The sequence below is a fragment of the Pseudoalteromonas sp. bablab_jr011 genome (assembly GCF_016464045.1).
Classification (GTDB): Bacteria; Pseudomonadota; Gammaproteobacteria; order Enterobacterales; family Alteromonadaceae; genus Pseudoalteromonas; species Pseudoalteromonas lipolytica.
This window is the reverse complement of the sequence record NZ_JACDWU010000098.1, coordinates 1-21,408: the sequence shown is the minus strand read 5'-3', so window position 1 is coordinate 21,408 and position 21,408 is coordinate 1. Positions and strand designations below refer to the sequence as shown.

General features: G+C 42.1%; 16 protein-coding genes and 1 pseudogene. 5 read left to right on the top strand and 12 right to left on the bottom strand.

The window, feature by feature from the left end; all coding sequences use genetic code 11:
- Positions 1–97: 97 nt before the first annotated feature.
- From JIG41_RS04460 to proB, 6 genes are all read right to left on the bottom strand, one after another.
- Entirely contained in the window at positions 98–4,351 is a 4,254-nt protein-coding gene (locus tag JIG41_RS04460) for a S8 family serine peptidase (RefSeq protein WP_199524309.1), read from the bottom strand.
- Positions 4,352–5,161: 810 nt separating this feature from the next.
- Positions 5,162–6,688 carry an arylsulfatase gene (locus JIG41_RS04455; protein WP_081759736.1) on the bottom strand — a complete coding sequence of 509 codons (1,527 nt, stop codon included), beginning with the start codon at positions 6,686–6,688 and terminating at the stop codon, positions 5,162–5,164.
- 258 nt (positions 6,689–6,946) lie between these two features.
- On the bottom strand, positions 6,947–8,431 hold the full coding sequence (gene gltX, locus JIG41_RS04450; RefSeq protein ID WP_065978065.1) for a glutamate--tRNA ligase: 1,485 nt from the start codon (positions 8,429–8,431) through the stop codon (positions 6,947–6,949).
- A gap of 80 nt (positions 8,432–8,511) precedes the next feature.
- Positions 8,512–8,871 carry a glutathione S-transferase N-terminal domain-containing protein gene (locus JIG41_RS04445; protein WP_036970649.1) on the bottom strand — a complete coding sequence of 120 codons (360 nt, stop codon included), beginning with the start codon at positions 8,869–8,871 and terminating at the stop codon, positions 8,512–8,514.
- A gap of 67 nt (positions 8,872–8,938) precedes the next feature.
- Positions 8,939–9,910 carry a GGDEF domain-containing protein gene (locus JIG41_RS04440; protein ID WP_036970652.1) on the bottom strand — a complete coding sequence of 324 codons (972 nt, stop codon included), beginning with the start codon at positions 9,908–9,910 and terminating at the stop codon, positions 8,939–8,941.
- 63 nt (positions 9,911–9,973) lie between these two features.
- Positions 9,974–11,077, bottom strand: coding sequence for a glutamate 5-kinase (proB, locus tag JIG41_RS04435; RefSeq protein ID WP_036970656.1), 1,104 nt, complete (start codon positions 11,075–11,077; stop codon positions 9,974–9,976).
- Between the two features lie 122 nt (positions 11,078–11,199).
- On the opposite strand from proB, the gene JIG41_RS04430 reads away from it, so the two are divergent.
- Positions 11,200–12,147 (top strand): DMT family transporter, encoded by a 948-nt coding sequence (locus tag JIG41_RS04430; protein ID WP_036970658.1) that lies wholly within the window; start codon positions 11,200–11,202, stop codon positions 12,145–12,147.
- Here the strand turns inward: JIG41_RS04430 and JIG41_RS04425 are convergent.
- The 3 genes from JIG41_RS04425 to pdsO are packed head-to-tail and all read right to left on the bottom strand — an operon-like array spanning position 12,054 to position 15,384.
- Entirely contained in the window at positions 12,054–12,641 is a 588-nt protein-coding gene (locus JIG41_RS04425; protein WP_075594533.1) for a class GN sortase, read from the bottom strand. The genes JIG41_RS04430 and JIG41_RS04425 overlap by 94 nt on opposite strands.
- On the bottom strand, positions 12,629–14,620 hold the full coding sequence (locus JIG41_RS04420; RefSeq protein WP_199524308.1) for a marine proteobacterial sortase target protein: 1,992 nt from the start codon (positions 14,618–14,620) through the stop codon (positions 12,629–12,631). Before JIG41_RS04420 ends, JIG41_RS04425 begins: the two co-directional genes overlap by 13 nt.
- A gap of 26 nt (positions 14,621–14,646) precedes the next feature.
- Positions 14,647–15,384, bottom strand: a complete 738-nt coding sequence (gene pdsO / locus JIG41_RS04415) for a sortase-associated OmpA-like protein PdsO (protein ID WP_199524307.1) — start codon at positions 15,382–15,384, stop codon at positions 14,647–14,649.
- Between the two features lie 230 nt (positions 15,385–15,614).
- On the opposite strand from pdsO, the gene pdsR reads away from it, so the two are divergent.
- From pdsR to JIG41_RS04395, 4 genes are all read left to right on the top strand, one after another.
- Positions 15,615–16,304 carry a proteobacterial dedicated sortase system response regulator gene (gene pdsR, locus JIG41_RS04410; RefSeq protein ID WP_036970667.1) on the top strand — a complete coding sequence of 230 codons (690 nt, stop codon included), beginning with the start codon at positions 15,615–15,617 and terminating at the stop codon, positions 16,302–16,304.
- On the top strand, positions 16,304–18,436 hold the full coding sequence (gene pdsS / locus JIG41_RS04405) for a proteobacterial dedicated sortase system histidine kinase (RefSeq protein WP_199524306.1): 2,133 nt from the start codon (positions 16,304–16,306) through the stop codon (positions 18,434–18,436). Before pdsR ends, pdsS begins: the two co-directional genes overlap by 1 nt.
- 108 nt (positions 18,437–18,544) lie before the next feature.
- On the top strand, positions 18,545–18,706 hold the full coding sequence (locus JIG41_RS04400) for a hypothetical protein (RefSeq protein WP_155950844.1): 162 nt from the start codon (positions 18,545–18,547) through the stop codon (positions 18,704–18,706).
- 50 nt (positions 18,707–18,756) lie between these two features.
- Positions 18,757–18,966: a hypothetical protein gene (locus JIG41_RS04395; RefSeq protein ID WP_036970671.1), complete on the top strand. Its 210-nt coding sequence runs from the start codon at positions 18,757–18,759 to the stop codon at positions 18,964–18,966.
- Between the two features lie 8 nt (positions 18,967–18,974).
- On the opposite strand, the gene JIG41_RS04390 is transcribed toward JIG41_RS04395, so the two are convergent.
- The 3 genes and pseudogenes from JIG41_RS04390 to JIG41_RS04380 all read right to left on the bottom strand — a co-directional run.
- The gene (locus JIG41_RS04390; RefSeq protein ID WP_036970673.1) at positions 18,975–19,475 is read right to left on the bottom strand and encodes a DUF1543 domain-containing protein; all 501 of its coding nucleotides are present in this window, start codon (positions 19,473–19,475) and stop codon (positions 18,975–18,977) included.
- Positions 19,476–19,511: 36 nt separating this feature from the next.
- Positions 19,512–20,855 carry a sigma 54-interacting transcriptional regulator gene (locus JIG41_RS04385; protein WP_065978059.1) on the bottom strand — a complete coding sequence of 448 codons (1,344 nt, stop codon included), beginning with the start codon at positions 20,853–20,855 and terminating at the stop codon, positions 19,512–19,514.
- A 2-nt stretch (positions 20,856–20,857) separates the two neighbouring features.
- Positions 20,858–21,256: pseudogene (locus JIG41_RS04380) on the bottom strand (hypothetical protein); the annotation flags it as partial.
- Positions 21,257–21,408: the final 152 nt, after the last annotated feature.

Sequence of the window (21,408 nt, the reverse complement as noted above, 5' to 3'; positions counted from 1 at the left end):
GTCAGGTAGGAGAAACTTACGCGATGATAAAGGCGTTGAACAAACTCACTGGGCTAGGCATGCCTGAAACTTACCGTGTAGTTTAATATTCAAACGATTATGAGGAGCTTTGCTCGCTGAATCGATTTAGGAAACAAAGCCTAATAGCCCAACCATTTGCCGTTGAAGCCAGTGAGATACCTTCAGATGCAGATAGACCTACAGAGAGAACATCTTTGGTGATAGATGATTCAGTGATAGACCAACCACGCCAAAGTGGTGCCATATTTTCGTATGGAACATTGTTGTAAGGGAAGCGTAAATGTGCCGGAACAAGGTAACGCGCACCTAACGTATCAACCGTACCAATCCCTTTAACTTGGATAAAGTTATTCCACATATTTACTTCATCACCATTATTAAACAGGCTTACTTTATCGTATGCACCATTGAATAAGGTGTTAACTGGAATAATCCAACCACGGCCATAGTTAGCTTGACCATTTTCTTGGAAACCCGACAACATTGGGAAAATACCAAAATCAGATAAGTTAACATAACCACCTGGGTTTGAATTACCAAAACTTGGAAGGCGACACATTTCATCGGTTACATTGTTAGTAACAAGGTAATCAGGTTGAACATCTCGTGTATCTGGTTGTACACCCGAGATAACAAGTTTACCGTCAACAACTTCAGCATCCACATCTGATGTGCTTGAGATTTCAATGCGGTCAGAGTGGAAATTTAATCCTGCAGGCGCATCAATATCAAATGAGAACTCACGGTCGGCACCCGAGTTATTCGCAAGTACATTAAAGCTAACAGGAATTAAGTCACCGACTTTAGCTGCTTCAGTGCCTACGGCTACGTCAACAACATCAACACCACGTTCAATGCGAAGTGGAATAGTCCCTAGATTATCTGGATTTACGGTTGATGTGCCAGCGTCGATTGCACTGTAGTAAATACCGCCTGCATTCATGTTCATATCCCAATTGATTGTCATATCAACTGGGTTTACGCCATCACTTGCAGGAAGTGTAACGTCAAGCGTATCCGCTACATCATTACTAACAACGGCTGTTGCAATTTGAATTTTTTCGATAAAGTCAGGGTTACGTTGTTTCGCTGGGTTATAAATAACGGCCCAATATTCACCTTCTTCTGGGTTATTGATATTACAGAAGTTGTTATAAACAACGTGACCAGAGACACACAAGATTTCATCTTCAATCTGAATTTCGCCATCACCATTGTAGTCTTTACCAATGTAGACAAGCGGGTTAGCACGGTCAGAGTTTCCTTCAAGTTCAGACTCTACGCCCACAACTTCAACGACTAAACGTTTAGAATCAGCTGGCACAGTGATGAACTTAGAATAGGTAGCCTCATCAAGTATATCAGCGGGGTCTACTTCAACCGTACGATTAGAAGCCCACGGGAAGAAATTGTCTTTATCTTTTGGTAATTCAAACGTATCTATGGTTGCTTCAACTGGCATATATGCTTGTGCAACAGGTGATGAAACAACTGGTAACTCAACGCCTTGTACAACGTAGCTGCCTTTATCAGAGTGTGCAACGGTTGTTAGGTTCGCTGGTAAATCACCACGATCATATTTGAATACAACAGGCCAACGCGCATCAGGAATGTTCTCTTCTTCTGCTTTAAACAGTAGGTTGCTGTGCAGCTCTACTTCTGAGTTACTTGACCAATCTTGCGTTTCCATGATTGATGCTTTAACAATAATGGTTTGTGTTTCACCCGCTTTTAGAGAGAACTTATTAGGGGTAATTTCAAAGTTGATACCATTTTGTGGAATTTGCTTATTCATGTCGAAATTCCAGTTCACAACTTCTTCGTTGCTTACTGTCCATGTACCATCTTCGGTGGCAGTAATGGTACGCACCCACTGACACTCCGGCTTACATGAGAAATTAACAAGATTTGGCATGTTCAACTTATGTGGTGTACCGCCACTGTCAGGGTTTGCTGCAATAAAGTTTTCCGCAGACTCATCCATGACAAAACCGGCTTTAGCTGCATTAGCAACATTAATACGACCCGCACCAGCACGGTAAACTGACGCTTCACCGATGGTATCTTTTTCATTGTTCAAGCGATGATATTTCACCACGTTATCAGCAGTCATTGATAATGCTGATTGAATTTCAGTTGCTGACCAATCTGGGTGTACCTGGCGTAGCAATGTCATTGCACCTGCAACGTGCGGTGATGCCATTGATGTACCACTAGAACTTGAGTAATCAGTGCCGTATGGTGTGGCAACAAATGGATGTTCATCAGCGTAAGCCGCATAAATGTCAACACCTGGCGCTGCAAGGGCTGGAGCCAATACTTCACGGTTTGGATACGACGGACCACGAGAAGAGAATGGCGCTAACCAATCAGCATCTTCAGCATTAACTATACGCTCAACATTGGTTGCTTTAATGGTGATCATGTGGCCTTTTTCAGAGAAGCTATCAACCCAATCCTCTAAACCATCATTTGGGTATACACCATTCCACTGATCATAAGTAAAGTGAACACTTGGAAGTGAGTAGCCTTCAGCAACTGTCCCTTGGTCTCTATTACGGTTAAACATAATGAAACCATCTGCTCCGCCTGCTTTGATATGATCAGACTTTGCACCACGTGCATTAGCATTAGGGTCTTGAGGGTCATGGCGTTGACAAATAACGATTACGTTAGTTTCACCCTCTGCAGCACCCACAATTGGCGAGCCATCTTTGTAAAAGTCAAATGTGCCAGCTGGGTAGTCAGCAGTACAATACCCATTCGCATCTTTAACACCATTCACATCAGCATAGTCTTTAGCCCACACAACGACACCCGTGATGTCTGTTTGGTTAAGTGAGCCACCTGTTAGACCCATTTCTGACCAGCTTGGCACTTCAGAGCCCATTGATGCGTCAGCAAAGCCTGCATATTCAACCGGCGTTTCAATCACAACACTTCGACCATGCGTCGTTGCTGCAACTTGCGCAAGCCAAGGTGATGAGTTATCCAAATAGCCGAAACACTCTGCGCTGCCACACCCTTGTCCGCTGTTACCAGCCGCAGCCGCAACGTTAATACCCGCTTCACGTGCTGCTAAAAATGCAAGTTGTACTGGGTCTGTCCAGCTGTTTGAATCTGAACCACCAATTGAGAAGTTAATAACATCAACACCATCAGAAATCGCATCTTCGATACCTGCTAGTAATATTTCGCCCGGACAGCCATTCGCACCGATATCATTTGATGGGTAACACACTTGGTAAGAAATAATATTTGCATGCGGTGCCACACCCGAAATTTCTGGGAAGAGATCTTCTTTAATCACCATGCCATCTGATTTGTCACCAGCACCAACAGTGACTAATGGTACGTTTTTAACTACGTTACCCGCTGCTGTTGACGCAACGTGCGAGCCATGCCCTTGGTAATCTTCACCAATTGCAGGCCAGCCTGGGATAATTTCAGAGAACACATCGGTGATCATGTCATAAGAACGTACACCGATTAATTTATTATTACATTGGATGAACTCTGCATCGTCAACACAGTCACCTAAGAAGTTACCATCGCCGAGCGGGTTAGTGTGAACATAACCGTCGCCGCCAACTTCTGCAAAAGACGGGTGATCTGAATTAATACCGGTATCGATAATACCAACGATTTGCCCTTCACCTTTGCCTTTGATACCGCTTGGTACACTCGTACCATTCCACACTTGGTCTGCACCAATATGACGAGGGCCTTCATCAGATAAAAGGTCATAATTCTTTGAACGCATAACAGATGAAACAGAGCCTAGCTCTGACACTCTACGCGCTTCGGCTTCTGTCATTTTTACTGAGAAACCATTGATTGCTTTAGTAAACTGGCGGCGCATTTCTGTACGGCCTGTTACTGAAGCCACGCTCTGCATTACCGATTGCTGCTTAGTTAATAACTTATTTTGATAGTCGATTACAGCAGGAGAAGACGGCTTACCGTGTTCAAAAATCTTGCTTACACCTTGTTGTTGCAAGCTACGAGCAAGTGGAGATTGAATATCTCTTGCTTCTAATGCAACGGCATTGTCACGAAGTTTTACAATATAAATACTTTCGCCTGTGATGCCTTCTTCAACGAACTTTCTTGTTTGTGCATTTATTTTTACGTTCAAGCCATTGTTTTGCAACATTGTTTCTGAACTAGCGTCATGAACTTTATTTGAAAGTGCTTTTACTTCATCGAATGTAATATTAGGTGCTTGTAATTTATTTGCGTTGTTATTAGCTTCAATACCAGTCGCATAGGCTGCGCTGGCACTGTAAAGAGCCGCAGCGACAGCAATTGAGAGTGTTTTTACTTGCATAAGTAATTCCTGGATAGTTATTTGAATAATTATTTAAGTTTTATGAATATCCATTTCAAAACTTAACCGTTATTCAATCACACCCATGAAACAAATTAATCAACTTAGTTGTAGCGTTTTGTACTTAACCTTAACAAATAAATTACCAAAATAACGACAAAATCAAATTTAAGCTTATAAAACAAGCCATAACGCTAATCGAAATTTAATGAACACTCTCTAAATGTGAAAATTTCTACTTTTATTTAAGACGCAAAAAATCGACACTGTTAACAAAGATTCAAGCTTAGTTACATTTTCAACCCCATTTAAGACTAACCAAAGTGCATAAATGGATGTATTGATTCAATATTAGCCTCAATTTTTAACAACAAAGTCATGCTTTTAGCGATAGAACAATAGAACTTAGTTAAAGTGAAAAAGACATCACTCGACTGCTCGTTTTACTCACCACTTTTTCAACTTTATCTGCCTGCGGCAACATAGGTTTAAGACTAACAGTCCCCTAATTTGTTTACTTATGAATTCGAAAAGTAGCGAATACAGGAATTTATAAGTGAAGAACAAGCTATTCAAAGTGATGCATATTATTTTGGCGATGTTGAAGAACTTAGCTGCCTAGGGCAACGTTCAGTGCAATCTAGCGGTTACAATCCAACAGCGATAAATAGAGTATTGCTATTGAGCAGTTAAAACGTGAGGGGGTAAATAGAGGCGGCAATGGCTACGGGGTTGAAAGCTGTAAAAGCTTTACCAGTGACGAACAAAACTGCGATGTCGCAACGTCGTGCCCTGGTAAAGCCTATATTGTTAGCGGTTTAGCGCTTGCTTTGAAATCATTTCAGCGACACTATCCACTTGTACTGACATGCTCTCTTGGCTAGGCGGGAAAGCCTTAAAGGTTTTTACAAACTCTGAAATTTGATTACCTGCAGGGCCTAAAATCCAGCTACGGTTTTCTGCCCACTCATCGTAACCCCTTGCATCAATGAAGCGCTCAAATGGGTCCATTTTTAGGTTAATGATATAAGGTGTAGTAAGGGCTTGTTGCGAAGATCTGAACCAATGCTCTTGCTCTGTGAAAATTAACTTCCAATCACCGTAACGCATACCGTGGAAAGTCGTTTCGGTAAAATAATAAAACTCTTTACGGTTTGTTTTACCATTATTCAACAAGATATCACTTTGATCGAAGCCATCTAAATGAACTTTATACTTTTGGCCATTAATTTTTGTACCTTTAAGCAAATTAGCTTTTAGGTCTTTATCACCGAGCCATGACATAATCGTTGGTATCCAATCTTCCATGGTCATAAACTCACCCGTGCTTACACCACTTGGAATATGGCCTGGCCATTTAACAAGCATAGGAACTCTGAAACCACCTTCCCAGCCACCAACACCTTTTTCACCATGAAACGGCTGGTTGCCACCATCAGGCCATGAGTTTGATGCAGCTCCATTGTCGGTAGAAAACATCACTATTGTATTATCAGATACTTTAAGCTCATCAAGTAAGTTAAGCAGCTCTCCTACATCATCATCCAGTTCAGCCATACCATCAGCATATAAACCAAACCCTGTTTTACCGTCATACGCTTTATTAAGGTTAGTTTGATAATGCATCCGTGTGGTGTTATGCCAAACGAAGAAAGGCTTATTTTGTTTTACTGCATCACGAATAAAACGTTTTGATTCAACAAGCACTTCTTGGTCTAAATTACGCTGACGTTCTTTACCAAATGGGCCAAGATCTTTAACCTCTTGTTTACCATTAGCAAGCGCTTTTGAATGAATGACTCCACGCATTTTTAGACCAAACTTTTCTTGTGTTTTGGCGTCTTGTGGATAATCTTGCTGTTCTGGGTATTCACCCGCATTGAGGTGGTACAAAATACCAAAAAATTCATCAAAACCATGATTTGTTGGTAAGTGTTCATCAAGGTCACCTAAATGGTTTTTACCAAACTGCCCTGTTACATACCCCTTAGATTTAAGCATCGTTGCTAACGTTGGATCTTTCTTTTGCAAACCTTGTGGTGCTCCAGGTAGACCTACCGTACTAAGACCGGTACGCATTGGGTACTGACCAGTAATAAATGCAGCACGACCAGCCGTACACGAGGCCTGTGCGTAATGATCCATAAATATCATGCCATCATTGGCAATGCTATCTATGTTAGGTGTGCTACCTCCCATCATGCCACGATGGTAAGCGCTAATATTCCACATACCAACATCATCACCCCAAATAATAAGCACATTGGGTTTATCAGCAGCGAAACTCGACATACTAATGCCAAAAAAGGTCAAACAGACCAATAAGTATTTGAACATCACTTTCTCCTTGAAAATTAACCGAAGCATTCACTTCAGCTTAAAAAATCCCTCGCTTGCAGCCACCTTATACTGCTTAATTAAGATATTCCTACAAGTGATAAGTTGTACATGTTTAATACTATTAGAGTAGTACCTATTTACATAGTTAAATCTGCGTTAACTTTGATTTAAATATAAAAAAACCCCCAGTAATTGGAATGTCCAACTATTGGGGGTCACTTGACATATAGCTCGGTTTTTAAAGCGTAATAATTTTTAAGCTTGCGGGTAATCGCGGTAAGCGCGCTCAATATTTTTCGCTTGCTTTTTTGACACGCCAATGTGCGAAAGTGCAACACGTAATCGCGCACGCGACAGGTCTGAGCCTAATATTTCCATTGCATCAAGTACCGATGTTGATGATGTTTTGCCCGTAATAGCGACAAAAATCGGCTCAAGAAAATCTTTAATCTTCAGCTCATGGAACGTTGCAACTTCTTTCGCTATGGCAAAAATCGCTGATTTTTCCCATGTACGTAAGCCTTCTAATTGCCAGATGAAGAATTGCAGTGCTTGACGTGTTGCATCTTCACCCGCTTTACCAGCCGTTAACAACGCAGGATCATAGCTTGGAATACCGCCCACGAAATGACCGGCAAGATCAACCATGTCTGATAACGTATTAATACGTGTTTTTGCTTCTGGTAATACTTTAGCGAATAACTCAGTATTAAATTTCCAATCAACAAAACGTTGCATTAATTCAGCATCTGACAAGTTTTCACGGATCCACATACCGTTTAACCAGCTAAGCTTATCCACGTCGAAAATAGGCCCACCCAGAGAAACACGTTTCATATCAAAGTGTTCAATCATCTCATCTAGCGTGAACTTTTCACGTTCATCAGGCATTGACCAACCCATGCGGCCTAAATAGTTCAATAGTGCCTCTGGCAGGTAACCCATTTCTTTGTAGTAATTGATTGAAGTTGGATTTTTACGCTTTGATAACTTTGATTTATCTGGGTTACGAAGTAACGGCAAGTGACCAAGTACAGGCGCTTCCCAACCGAAGTCTTCGTATAATTTTAATAGCTTAGGCGCTGAGTTGATCCACTCTTCACCACGGAAAATATGGCTAATTTGCATGTGGTGATCATCAACAACGTTAGCAAGGAAATACGTTGGGAAGCCATCGGCTTTCAGCAACACTTGCATGTCTACGTTTTCCCACGGGATCTCAATTTCGCCACGAAGATAGTCGTTAAACTTAAACGTGCCGTCGCTTGGGATCTTCATACGAATAACGTACGGCTTACCCGCGTCAAGATTCGCTTTGATTTCATCGTCTGATAGATTTAAACCACGACCATCATATTTAGGACGCAAACCCTCAGCCATTTGTTCTTCACGCATTTGATCTAGCTCTTCGCTAGTTGCAAAACAATAAAATGCTTTGCCTTGCTCAACTAACTGATGCGCAAACTTTTTGTATAAATCACTTCGCTCAGATTGACGGTATGGACCAAACTCACCGCCCACATCAGGACCATGATCCCAGTTTAAGCCTAACCAACGTAAGCTATCCATGATAGCTTGCTCTGATTCAGCTGTACTGCGCACTTGGTCAGTGTCTTCTATACGTAAAACAAACTCCCCACCTTGCTGTTTTGCAAAGCAGTAGTTAAATAAAGCGATGTAAGCAGTACCTAGATGCGGATCACCTGTTGGTGAAGGAGCAACACGGGTGCGAATTGTCATGGTTATATCTCTCAAAAGACAATTAAAAATTTGCCCAAATGCTAGCACAGCATGAGCTATTATCGAAGTGAAAAGCCGCTTTATGCAGCGACTTTATCTAAATAAGCAATGATATCGTTTGATTCATACAACCACGTTACTTGGCCGTTTTCTTCAATACGTAAACACGGTACTTTAATTTTTCCGCCCTGCTCTAATAGCTCTTGGCGAAAGAGTTCATTACCTTTGGCGTCACGAGTTTCCACAGATAAGCCCTGGCGTTTAATCGCACGGCGTACTTTTACGCAAAATGGGCACGCTTTGAATTGATATAGCTTAAATTGTGATGTTACTAAATCAAGCTGTGCTTGCTCTGCAGCAGGACGTTTTTTACTGCGCGGCGTAAAAATAAAATCAAAAAGTAAAATAAGGCGGCCTAACAACCAGCGGACAAACTTCATCTCACATTCTCATACTGAATAAAATAAGGTGGGCAATTTTAACACAGCACTACACGCTGCAACAGGCTCAAAATAACTCTATCGAGTCATCATTGTGTTTATTATCTTGAATATCCAATTCGCAATACGCCGTTATGCGATTACGCCCCATGTTCTTTGAATGATACAAGGCGTTATCTGCTTTTTGAACTAAGCTTGCAACCATTTCAAACTCACAAATAGGCAAAAAACCACAACTTACAGTGAGGCTACCTACTTGCGGAAATGGATACTCAGCGACACACGCACGAAATCGATTTAACACGTTGCGCGCATCACATTCGTCGGTTGCTTGAAATAAAATGGCAAACTCTTCTCCCCCATAACGAAATACATAATCTTCGAATCGGAAGTTATTTTTGAGTAATTGTGCGACCAGCAAAATGACTTCATCACCAATAACATGGCCGTAGTTATCATTCACACGTTTAAAGTGATCAATGTCGATCATTGCCAAATACCAGTGGCGGTGATTTACATCTGAGTGAGTAACTCCATGCGCCGCTTGCGCCGCGATATCAATCACTTTTTTATCAAACGTTTGACGATTAAGTAATTCTGTCAATGGGTCAAGGCGGGACTTATGCAACAATGCGAGTTGATTAGCGTAAATATTTAGCATGTAAATTGCTAACATACTACAGCGTTCGGTGAGCTCTTGATTCGACTCAATCACTAAAACCCCTACTACATTTCCCGTATAATAAACAGGTACATAAGTATAAATACAGCCATAGTTATGGCTAATGCGGATTTTATTGCGACTGACTTTATCTATTAATTCATTGACCTCGTGTTCAGAGAGCTTCTCTATCACGGTGTCTTTATTAATTAATTGTGCAGGTAGCCCTGGTTTAAAGAATTTATTGACATAAATAGCAAACCGCGAAAACTCTCCTAACCCTGCCACCGCATCGACAAGGGCCTGATCAAGCTCTGGCTCTTCTTCTTGCTGTGTTATCGTCACAACCCATTCATGTCCACAAGGGTTTGCCTGCATTGAAAAGTCCCCAGAACTATTAGTAACTTTAGTGTAGTTAAATTTATAAAAATTACTAAAAAACTATAATAAAATCATATCATCTCTGTGTATTACTTCACTGCTTGGTGCAAACACAAGTAACTGCGCAATTTGTGATGAGTGGCAGCCTTTTATTGTATCGATTTCTTGATGGTTAAAGTTAACGAGCCCCTTTGCAATACATTGACCTTCACTCGATATCACTTCAATTACATCACCTCGTTCAAATTGGCCTCTAACAGCTCTGACCCCTTTTGCTAAAAGGCTGGCTCCGCGCTCTTGGAGTGCCAAACTGGCACCATCATCGATCACCAGTTGCCCAGAACTTTTGGGGCCCGCTAATAGCCATTTTTTTCGACCATCTTTGGGGGCGGTTAATTTTAAAAACCGAGTACCTGGCAGTTTGTCAGCCATGCAATTTAAAATCACATTTTTACCCGCACCTTTGGCAATAATCACTTCAACGCCTGCACGACGAGCAATATCAGCAGCTTGAAGTTTAGTTGCCATTCCGCCAGTTCCTAAACTTGTACCACTTCCACCAGCAAGCTCTCTGAGCTCATCGTTAATGTGTGATACTTCGTTTATGAGAGTTGCATTAACATCAGAGCGCGGGTCACCAGTAAACAACCCCTCTTGGTCGGTCAGCAGCAAAAGTTTTTCTGCATTTGCTAAAATAGCCACCAACGCAGACAAGTTATCATTATCGCCGACTTTTATTTCAGTCGTGGCTACGGCATCATTTTCGTTAATGATTGGAACCACATTATGCGCAAGCAATGCATTGAGTGTGTCGCGGGCATTTAAATAACGTTCGCGGTCTTCAACATCTGCTCGGGTAAGCAGCATCTGCCCAACATTAATACCATAGAGTGCAAATAAACTCTGCCAAGTATGAATAAGATGACCTTGGCCAATTGCTGCCAGCATTTGTTTTTCGATCAAAGAACGGCCACAGGGGGTTATTAATTGCTCACGACCCGCAGCGACTGCGCCACTGGATACTAAAACAACCTGATAACCTTGTTTTTTTAACTCACAACACTGGCGAACAAGCTCCACCATATGTGCTTTATCTAATTTGTCTGTACCGCCTGTCAGCACACTTGTGCCTAGCTTTACAACAACGACGTGTGGCCTTTGCATCTGCGTTATTAATTCTGTAAATAAAATAGAGAATTTATATATACCAGCAAACAGTTTTTGAACAAGTTAAAAAAATTCATGCTAGGATCGTTTTTTCATTTTTAACACACGAAGCGACACCTATGCCTGCCAGTTTATGCTTAATAATTGCCACTTTTTTATGGGGAAGTTCCTATATTGCGTTAAAGCATGCAATCACAATTTATGACCCCGTGTTGGTAATTTTTTTAAGGATGTTAACCACCCTTTTAATTTGTTTATGCTTGTGGCGATTTGTGATCCGCTTTGAATTTAAAAAAGGCGACTGGAAATACTTGATAGGCATGTCGCTGGCAGAGCCTTGCTTATATTACTTATTTGAAGGTCATGCGCTTGAATACACATCAGCATCGCAAGCGGGTGTTATTGTGTCTTGCTTACCGATTATTGTCGCTATTTTAGCTTTCTTAATGTTAAAAGAGTACATCAGTAAAGCCATTGTGGTTGGCTTTACCCTCTGTATTGGTGGCAGTATTTTGTTAACCTTGCTTTCGCCAAGTAGCGAGCAAGCGCCAAACCCTTTACTGGGTAACTTTTTAGAGCTCATGGCCATGGTCTGCGCGGCCTTTTATACTGTCAGTGTTAAACACTTAGTAACACGTTACTCCCCGCTTACACTGATAGCCATACAAGGCTTTAGTGGCAGCCTATTCTTTGCACCCTTTTTATTCTTTATTGAACTGCCGAGCGAGAATCAACATGATTTGAGTGCCCTATTGAGTATTTTATATTTAGGCTCGTGCGTGACCTTAGGCGGCTATGGTATGTATAACTATGCCATCAGTAAAGTATCGGTCCTAACTGCCGCGGCTTACTCTAATTTGATTCCTATTTTTGCGTTAATTTTATCCGCTATCTTACTGGGAGAAGTGCTAACAACTTGGCAGTGGTTAAGTATCGGTGTGGTATTTGCGGGCGTGATTGTCAGTCAACGCCATCAAGAACTTAAAATTGACGTAGATGATGAGAGCTTGTCTGCCGACACTAATAACCTCAACTCGGTACCCGATGCCAAAGAATCAAAAGGGTAACAGGTTAATAAATACAAACCGGGTTGCATTAAAAAGGCCTGCTCGTGTTGATGAATGACACGAACACTGCGTACTTGGTAGTGCACGACTTGGCCGTTTTGTAACTGCATAGAAAACGACTCGCCCACTTTCACATTTTTTAAAAATGCAAAGTGGGTATCGTTGTGGCCTGCAATTAACACCCCATTGTCACTCGAAAGTTCACCACTGGGTAAGAAATGCCCGGGAGCAAAGGCTAAGTTACGCCCCGACGCCCCCGCTAAAATAGTTAAACGTTGCTGCTGAGTAGGCCAATTTAGTTGTGCTGTGACATAACCGTCAGCGTAAAACCACGGCCTGACTTTTTCATTTGGCGTCAGCAAAGCATGTTGCCAAGCTGACTCAATCAGATGCTGGGCAAGCCACGCCTTGGCTTGCATATAACTGCCATTGAGTAGCAGTGAAATGCCAAGCAACCCCACACACAGTGGTAAGGCCTTTTTTAACGTCGCCATTGCCATAACCATGCTAACGATACCAATAACAAGCCAAACACTATAAATACACGACTTTGCCCATCTGTTTGTGGCAATGTCATTCCACTCGGCAGCCTATTTCTTAGTTGCACTGAGCGCTTAGCAATTTCGTTCCCAGCGACGTTATCAACAGCAATAAAAGCAGTAAATGGACTGAGTAAATGATGCTGAAGTGCCAATGTTTCGACTTCTGACTTTACGCTGTCTTTATCATTATAAAGCAGGAGTGACTTAATTTTCTGCCTTGCCCATAGTCTTGCTATGCCCTCACCTTGCGCCGCGTGATTCGCTGATAAGTTAATATTAAGGGGTCCTGATAGAGTCTGCCCGGTCAGGGTTACATGTTGATTTCCAGCTAACTTCACCGCAACTAACACGGGCTCAGAAAAATAAAGATCGGGTAAAGGCGATGGCCAGTACTCAAGCTCTTGGTTATCTGCATGTAAGACAAGCTCAGTTACAACTGGGTGAGCGAGTTTATCGAATAATAGCTGCATTTTAGGCTGTACTTGGCTGGCGCTACTAATAAAGGTAAACGTACCACGACCAATATCAGCAGCGCGTGTCATAAAGAAACTATTTGGTGCACTGCCAATACCAACGGTAAATAAGCGGCTATCACCTAAGTCAGCTTGAATTTGCGAAAACAACTGTGTTTCATTGCCTACACTGCCATCGGTTAAAAATACAATTTGACGCACAAAACCATCATGCTGTTTGCCATCTAACACCCGCGATAGTGCATTACTTATCTCTGTGCCACCATCGGCTTGCAAGCCATATATAAAACGCTCTGCACGGCGAATATTAAAGTCATTGGCAATCATTGCAGCCTCACTAAGAGCCGTAACGTCATTATCAAAACCAATAATATTAAAGCTATCGTTTTCATCGAGTAACGATAAAGCATAAAACAAAGCGTGCTTTGCCTGCTCCATGGACTGACCATGCATAGAACCCGACGTGTCGACTACAAAGACCATTTCACGCGGGAGGCGTGCCTGTGCGGTAAAATGATCCGCTGGCGGCACGAGCATCAATAGTCCATATTCTTCGCCATTGACGACTTCTTTAAAAAACGCAGCCTGTGAACTCTCTTTGTCGAGCGGCTTAAATGTCAGCTCAAAATCACGTGTCATCGGTACATCGCGATTAAGGGCAAGTATATAGCGCCCAAAATGTGGGTTATCAATTTGCATACCGCTCAGGTTTGCATTTATATCACTAAGCTCTAAACCAATATCCATGTTAATAGCCAAGTTTAAATGTGCATCAACCTGCTGACTATTTGTGCGTTGGTACACCGGTTTTAACCACGCAGAAGCCAGAGCGCTCTGATTCAACATTGACGATGAATTAGGCTCTGGGTTTTCGCTTGTATGAGGCTTAAGCTGAGCTGTTTTTGGCTCATAGCGGGGTGTAATCGTGGTTGGGAAACGCAGTGAAAATACCCCATCACGAAAACCAATTATCTCTTGATACTGTAAGGTGATTTCAATTTCATCGCCCGCCCCGATATTTGCAACATCGGTTGCGAAAATATTCGCCCGTTGCTGACGTACTAGGGCTGCTCGCTTGCCTTGCTGCTGCGCCTCTTTAAACTGCTGCTCAGCTTGCTGTTTGAGTGCAATATTGCCCGTAATCACACGCTCACCAATTTGCATTTGTAATGCATGTACTGCGCTTTCATCGGGCAAAGGAAATACATAACGCGCATTAACTGCAAACGGGTGTGGGTTTTGATAACGCTGCTTAACAACCACATGATTGATTAAACCTGTGAGCGTCATCGTCACATCGTTTTTGACTAAAACGCCTGATGACACTTCGCTGTGCAAGTTATCATAAAACCGTAATTGTGCACTGACATTAGCGGCTAATGCAGGATTTATAGCATATCCTAAAAGTAGGATAAAAAGGCTCACGGACAAGAGCCTTTTGGTTCGGTTACTCAACATAACATGTCACTCCATCGACAGATGAATTAGCGATTGCTTTTTGCAGTCTGTAATTGCGTGTTTTGAACAGGTCGTGTGGTTAGTGTGACTCTGCGATCAAACACGTTATCTTCATAATCATTTGAACTTGCAACACTTTGTTTCTCGCCAAATGCTGTAGCAGACAGTCGCGTGTGCGGCACACCTTGTTTAATTAAATAACTTTGCACGGCATTCACACGTTTCTTAGATAGCATTAAATTAGCGAGTTCATCAACCCGTTGGTCGGCAAAGCCGTTTAAGTCGATAGCCAAGTGCGGTTGTTCAATCAGTAACTGTGCGACTTTATCGAGCTGACTGGCAAAATGCGGGGCTATCTCACTTGACCCTGTTTTAAATTGAACGGTCATGGCCAGCAAAGTATTTAGTTGGGCTTGAAGCAATTGCTCTTTCTCATCATTTAAGCTCTCAAGTTGCTCAGTCAAAACTGCATTATTAGCAATAACCTGCTGATAATCTGCGGTGTGCTGCTGCATAACAACAAGTGCCTGGTTTTGCGCTTCGATAACACGCTCACCGGCTTCTTTTTCACCGATTAATCCTCCGGCAAATGCGCCAACAAATGCACCCACAGGGCCCCCAATCAAACCGCCAACTACAGCGCCTGCACTAAGGCCAATAGCTGTTTCTTTTGGTGTTTCTTGTTTTGCTTGAGGCGCAGCCTCAACAAATTGGCTTGTTGATAGGGCCGACGTTATAAGTGCAGCAATGATGATCTTTTTCATAATTTAATCCTTTCTTTTACATTAATTGTTTGGCAACTATTGGTTGGCGTTGCAAACGTGGTATAGCGCTATTAAAACAAGCCGAAATGGCAATAAAGGGGATCAAAAAAGGCAAACTGCTGAGCAATTGTGGCAGAAAAATGGCAATCGCATTTTTGCCAGTACGCACAGTAAAATTTTCGGTATAGTGTATTCATAGTGCTGACTATGAAGCTAAATAAGTAGGAAGAATGAAGAAAATAGCCATTGTCGAAGATGAAACAGCCATTCGCGAAAATTACACTGAAATGTTGAGCGCACAAGGCTATCAAGTCATTGGGTTTGCTGACCGAGCAAGCGCAGAGCTGTCGTTTAGCCAGTCATTACCAGATTTGGCCATCGTGGACATTGGCTTAGCGCATGAAATTGATGGAGGGTTTTTATTATGTCAAACATTACGATCGCTCTCGAAAACCTTGCCTATTATCTTTTTAACCGCGCGTGATAGTGAAATTGATACGGTCTGTGGCCTGCGCATGGGCGCTGATGACTACTTAACAAAAGATATCAGTATGGCGCACCTTGCCGCACGTATTGGGGCTTTATTCAGACGCTTAGATGCACTTGAACAACCGGCTAATCAAGATGCACTACTGCATCGTGGTCTATTAAAATTAGATAGCCAGCGTATGCAAGTGTTTTGGCACGATCAGCTTGTTGACTTGACGGTGACTGAGTTTTGGATGGTGCATTCACTTGCGCAGCGTCCAGGGCATGTAAAAAGTCGCAATGAATTAATGAGCGATGCAAAAATTTATGTCGATGACAGTACGATTACTTCCCATGTTAAGCGTATCCGAAAAAAGTTTATCGCCTTAGATAATAGCTTCGATTGTATCGACACAGTCTACGGTATGGGTTATCGCTGGGAGCAAGCTTAATGCTCAGATTTGGTTTGCGCAGTAAGTTTATTTTACTGTCTTGCTTTTTGTTTTTACTACCTTGGCTTGGCTATGAATATGTTTGGGAAATGGAAAAGTTTTTAAGGCAGGGCCAAGAAAAAACACTCGTAGGCACCACACGAGCCCTGGCAACAGCGTTACATGAACGGCCAGCCTTATTCGACTCGCAAACCAATTTTTTAGATCAGGTCGTTAAAGGCCGTGATTTATATGCCTATAACCTCAGTAACCCGATTCAACTTGATGGCAAACTTGCTGACTGGCAACCCTATAGGGCACTTTTTTGGCATTACGATAAACGCTACTTACAACGTGTAAACCCCGCGCACGAAGACGCTGATTTAGCATTTAGTCATATGGTTGGTAAGTACGAAAACTATTTGTATGCAGTCTTTGAGGTGCGTGATAGCTCGTTGGTGTATCGCGCTAAAAATACGCTCAGTATTACGCGCAATGATCACTTACAAATCATGTTAAAGACCCCCGAAGGTGAATTTAAGCATTACGTGATTGCTGCTCGCCAAGATGGCTGGGTTAATGCCTTTGACGCTATCAGCCGCGAGCCTGTTACAAAGATTCAAGGCTATTTTCAAAGCACAGAAACGGGCTATAACATTGAACTGCGCTTTCCATTAAGCATGCTTGGCAACAAGCTGGGATTTGCAATTGAAGATTGGGATGATGACAAAGTTGAGCCTCAACTTATGTCAACGTCTAACCTACTCAATCCCAACGACATTGGCTCGGTGCTTGTGCCTTCACCAGAGATAAACCGTATTTTAAAAGGGATGGGCCATAGCGGCAGTCGAATTTGGGTAGTCGATAGCCACCATCGCGTACTCGCACAAGCGGGGTCTATACATCACGCTGATGGTGTCTGGGCAGATGGACTCACAGATAAACCGGCAACAACATGGTGGCAACAATTTGAGCGTGATTACTTGCATCCGCTTTATTACCAAATACTAACTCGCCCTGAAAATGAGTTTATTGATACTTTGCATGATGTGGCCGCTATGCAAGGCACGCATATCGCCAGTGCATTAAACGGGAAACCCGCTTCATCGTGGCGTTTAACTCCCGATAGCAAGGCGGTGATCTTATCAGCAGCCTACCCGATTTGGATTCAAGATAAGGTCATTGGTGCAGTTATCGCAGAAGAAACCACCAATGGTGTGCGTACTCTTCGTAATAAATCGCTCGAGAAACTATTTAACGTTATTTTATCTGTCATGCTAGTCGGTACTGTCACCTTATTCTTTTTTGCATCACGGATCTCAAGCCGTATTCGTCGTTTACGTGATAACGCTGAGCAAGCTATTGATGCACAAGGCCGAATTACAGGCAAAATAACGTATACCGATTCAAATGATGAAATTGGTGATCTCTCACGTAGTTTTGCCAATATTGTCAGCCGCTTAAGTGGTTATACCGATTACCTTGAGAATATGTCATCACGCCTTTCTCATGAATTACGTACCCCTGTTGCGGTGGTGCGCTCATCGCTTGAAAACTTACAAATGCAGCCGCAATCTGAGTTTAGTCAAAAATACCTCGCGCGCGCCAGCGAAGGCGTTGAGCGACTAGGTAAAATAATAACCACAATGAGTGAAGCAACACGCCTAGAACAAAGCATTCAAAATGTGGAAGCTGAGACGTTTGATCTCACTCAAGTGATCACTGGCTGCATGCAAGGTTACCAAATTACTTATGGCGAGAAATTATTTAATTTATCACTTTATGAATCACCACTGCCCCTGCGAGGGGCCCCGGAGTTTATTGCCCAACTTCTTGATAAACTGATTAATAATGCGCTCGAGTTTAAATCTCCTGACAGCCAAGTAACGGTGAGTTTAGCTAAAAACGAACAGCACGCTATTCTAAAAATTGTGAACCAAGGCCCTTTGTTACCAGAGGGCTTAGTAGATCATATATTTGATTCGATGGTATCAGTGAGAACTCAGGAGCATCAGCAACAACCCCATTTAGGATTAGGCTTGTATATTGTTCGTTTAATTTGTGATTACCATGAGGGACAGGTCAAGGCTGAAAATATCGCAGATGATAGCGGCGTGGTGTTCACTGTAAGTTTGCCTATAAAACAACGATGACAGCGTTACACTTGATTACAATTTAACGCTTAGTTATTCACCAATAATTCAGATTAGCGGGCTTAGTATATTGTACTATAAAAGGCAAATTTGACTCGAGGGGGCATCATGCAATCAAGGTTACAACGTGAAGAAATCGAATTCATAATGGCACTTTATAATTGTAATGATGTAACAGATAAACCCGCAGAGCCTAAAAAGCAATCAAAGAAAATACCGACTAAAAAAGTTGATACAGCGCAATATAAGTCACCAAGTTATTTGACCTAGCTTAACTTAGCTCATTACAATGCCCCACCATTGAAATTTGACCTTATGTAATGAAAAATCACTCGCCAAAAAAAGAGTTAATCTTATTGCCTGTTTTGTTTGTGGCAATCTTGTTATGTGTTGCTGGGCACTTTTTACTTCAGCCTAACTACCAAGATAGCCATACTGTAGAATATTTACTTGCTGCACTCCCTTTTGCACTGTTTGCTTTAGTCATCATTGCTTTTAAGGTTGCCAGTAAAAGCGAGAATGATGACTAATTAATTCACTATAAAACGTGATAGCCAAACCAATCGGGTTTCATCGCTTGAGAGTGCCCACTTGGTGTTAGCTTAAGGGTCAAGTTGCTATCGAGTAAATCGATAGCAAAACAATCATCTACGTCATGTAAATCATCTTTGTGCAAATGTGTCAGCCCTGCAAGCAAAGAGTCTTTAGCACGTTGCTTTGCTTCCTCACTGCTGCGCGCAACATACAATGCAAAGTCATGTTGTTCGGCAAGACTGTCTGCTCGATACGCGCCTAAATTAACAAAATAAAGCTTTTCAGGTTGCTCGTGAGCCCCTTCTATCACCTCTACTTTGTAACCATCAATGTGCTGAATATGCATGTAGCTATCCATGTGCACACTGCCTTTGTCACCCACCCACTGCGCTTTTAGCTTTGAGTAGGTGTCTTCAATTTTATCACCAACAACAAATCGAACATCGTGCATTTCGATATGACAGCCTTGTATACGACCACCAAGGTAAACTAAATAAAGCCCCATGCGCTTTCCTTTTTTTGCATCTAGGTTTTGTTGTATCTAGATTAAATTTTCTACATTAATGTTGTGTTTTTTAATTAGCTTATAAAAATCTGAGCGATTGCGTTTTGCAAGCTTTGCAGCCTCTGCAACATTGCCGGCTGCCATTTTTAGCGTATTTATTAAATAGTCACGCTCAAACTCTTTTTTAGCATCGTTTAATGATAATGGCTCTGCATTACTTACATTGCTATTGAGCGCGCTTTCAACTAGCTGTACCGCAATTACATTACCTGGGGTCAGCGCGACAACTTGTTCAATCACGTTTTGTAACTGACGAATATTACCAGGCCAGTCATAACGCACCAATGCATGCATTGCGTCATTAGCAAAACGCTTTTCATCTTGATTCATACGTTTTGCTATTACGCTTGCAAAGTGCTGTGCCAGCAAGCTTATGTCTTCCCGTCTTTCACACAAAGGAGGAAGTTTTAAGTTCACCACATTGAGTCGGTAATACAAATCTTCACGAAACAATTGGTTATTAATCGCTTCAGGTAAGTTTTTATGCGTTGCCGATACTATCCGTACATCAATAGGAATTTCTTCTTGAAATCCCACGGGACGAATTGTTTTTTCTTGCAATACACGTAATAGCTTTACTTGTAAATTCAGTGGCATATCACCTATTTCGTCAAGAAAAAGGGTACCACCTTGAGCCTGTTGAAACAAACCCTGGTGATCTTTTACCGCCCCAGTAAACGCACCTTTTTTATGACCAAATAATTCTGATTCTAACAACTCACCTGGTACAGCCCCACAGTTAATTGCAACAAAAGGCCCATCACTAACGTGACTATGCTGGTGAATCGCCTGTGCTAATAACTCCTTACCTGTGCCACTCGCCCCTGAAATTAATACATTAACATGCGTTGGCCCAAGTAACTTTACTTGCTCAAGGAGGTGCAACATGGCACCGCTGCGCGTAACTATGTTTGTTTGCGTTGGAGTTTCATCACCATGCACACCATGGATCTCGATTGCTTTGGCGAGGCTATCAAATAACTCATCTTTATCAACTGGCTTGGTAATAAACGCAAAGATCCCCTGCTTAGTTGCTTCAACTGCATCGGGGATAGAGCCATGCGCTGTCATCATAATGACTGGCATAGACGGATAGCGACTTTGCAACTGGCGGTGCAACGCCATACCGTCCATTTCATCCATACGTAAGTCGGTAATCACAGCATCAAAGGTTTGCATTTTTAATTGCTGAAGCGCAGCCAGACCACTCTCAACCGTGCTAACTTGATACCCTTTTGATTCGATTCTAATTGCAAGTAATTTCAGTAAACTTGCATCGTCATCAACCAACAATATGCGTGGTTTTGTTATTTCAGCCATGGTTACTGCTCCTTAGTTTCTTCGCGTAACAGCAATTGTTGTTCAATTGCCGCCAGTGACGACAACGTTTTTTCCATTTTTTCTGTTAAGGCCTGCTTGGCTTGCTTGGCCTTTAGACTATGTTGAACACTTTGTTTTTGTAGCCATAAATACTGTTTTATATCATCAGGCCAATAATAAGCTTGATCACTGCTTTCGAGTAATGCCAATGCTTGTTTAGGTTCTGAGGCACTGTGTATACATAAATATTTAAATAAACTGATCAACTCTTTTTGCCCTACATACGTCTGCTTCTGCGGCGTACTTTTAAAACCACCGCATTGCTCTGCATGCCATGCAATAACCAAACGTGCTGGCGGATACACAGGCTCGCTTTTAGGCCTTGGTTTAGGATTAGGTTGCTCCTTTGGTGTTATACCATTCCGCTTAAATATCTGATCTAATATAGGCTATATAAAATCACCGGTTAATAACATTGAACCAAAACATAGCTGAACAGCTTTTAGCGCTTTCGCGAAAAGAACCAAACGCACGAAAACGCATACGATTACTC

Excerpts from the sequence above, each read along its gene's own strand:
- JIG41_RS04460 (WP_199524309.1), bottom strand. The coding sequence starts at position 4,351 with ATGCAAGTAAAAACACTCTCAATTGCTGTCGCTGCGGCTCTTTACAGT.
- JIG41_RS04455 (WP_081759736.1), bottom strand. The coding sequence starts at position 6,688 with ATGTTCAAATACTTATTGGTCTGTTTGACCTTTTTTGGCATTAGTATG.
- gltX (WP_065978065.1), bottom strand. The coding sequence starts at position 8,431 with ATGACAATTCGCACCCGTGTTGCTCCTTCACCAACAGGTGATCCGCAT.
- JIG41_RS04445 (WP_036970649.1), bottom strand. The coding sequence starts at position 8,871 with ATGAAGTTTGTCCGCTGGTTGTTAGGCCGCCTTATTTTACTTTTTGAT.
- JIG41_RS04440 (WP_036970652.1), bottom strand. The coding sequence starts at position 9,910 with ATGCAGGCAAACCCTTGTGGACATGAATGGGTTGTGACGATAACACAG.
- proB (WP_036970656.1), bottom strand. The coding sequence starts at position 11,077 with ATGCAAAGGCCACACGTCGTTGTTGTAAAGCTAGGCACAAGTGTGCTG.
- JIG41_RS04430 (WP_036970658.1), top strand. The coding sequence starts at position 11,200 with ATGCCTGCCAGTTTATGCTTAATAATTGCCACTTTTTTATGGGGAAGT.
- JIG41_RS04425 (WP_075594533.1), bottom strand. The coding sequence starts at position 12,641 with ATGGCGACGTTAAAAAAGGCCTTACCACTGTGTGTGGGGTTGCTTGGC.
- JIG41_RS04420 (WP_199524308.1), bottom strand. The coding sequence starts at position 14,620 with ATGTTGAGTAACCGAACCAAAAGGCTCTTGTCCGTGAGCCTTTTTATC.
- pdsO (WP_199524307.1), bottom strand. The coding sequence starts at position 15,384 with ATGAAAAAGATCATCATTGCTGCACTTATAACGTCGGCCCTATCAACA.
- pdsR (WP_036970667.1), top strand. The coding sequence starts at position 15,615 with ATGAAGAAAATAGCCATTGTCGAAGATGAAACAGCCATTCGCGAAAAT.
- pdsS (WP_199524306.1), top strand. The coding sequence starts at position 16,304 with ATGCTCAGATTTGGTTTGCGCAGTAAGTTTATTTTACTGTCTTGCTTT.
- JIG41_RS04400 (WP_155950844.1), top strand. The coding sequence starts at position 18,545 with ATGCAATCAAGGTTACAACGTGAAGAAATCGAATTCATAATGGCACTT.
- JIG41_RS04395 (WP_036970671.1), top strand. The coding sequence starts at position 18,757 with ATGAAAAATCACTCGCCAAAAAAAGAGTTAATCTTATTGCCTGTTTTG.
- JIG41_RS04390 (WP_036970673.1), bottom strand. The coding sequence starts at position 19,475 with ATGGGGCTTTATTTAGTTTACCTTGGTGGTCGTATACAAGGCTGTCAT.
- JIG41_RS04385 (WP_065978059.1), bottom strand. The coding sequence starts at position 20,855 with ATGGCTGAAATAACAAAACCACGCATATTGTTGGTTGATGACGATGCA.